Raw genomic sequence first — 456 nt, forward strand, 5'->3', positions numbered from 1 at the left:
TCGCCCATGTCGGCAGCGACTATGGCGGCGTGGCGAAATCAAGGAATGTGGACCAGATCGTCGTCAATCACGGCACGGTGCCGCTGGACGAGCTCTATTTCGAGCTGAAATCCGGCTCGAAAAACCTCGGCGAAACCTCCTACGACGCCCTGCTTGCGGGAGAGGCCCAGACAGTCGAACGCAACCCGGCCGGCACATACAGGCTCTTCCGGATCGGCGATGCCGTGGCCGCACGCAACACCCATGCGGCGATCTACGATGCGCTGCGTCTGGCAAAGGACATCTGAGACAGATGTCGCGTCGGGAGGGCGAATTCGACCAGAGGGTATTCCAGCGTAAACGCAAAAAAACCCGCAGCTTGAGCTACGGGTTTTTTTGTATTTTGGTTGCGGGGGCAGGATTTGAACCTGCGGCCTTCAGGTTATGAGCCTGACGAGCTACCGGGCTGCTCCACCC

1 pseudogene is annotated in these 456 nt (G+C 59.4%); it reads left to right on the forward strand.

Going from position 1 to position 456, the window contains the following annotated elements:
• Positions 1–287: pseudogene (locus EN750_RS38670) on the forward strand (N-methylproline demethylase); the annotation flags it as partial.
• Positions 288–456: the final 169 nt, after the last annotated feature.

Source organism: Mesorhizobium sp. M7A.F.Ca.ET.027.03.2.1 (genome assembly GCF_003999175.1).
Classification (GTDB): Bacteria; Pseudomonadota; Alphaproteobacteria; order Rhizobiales; family Rhizobiaceae; genus Mesorhizobium.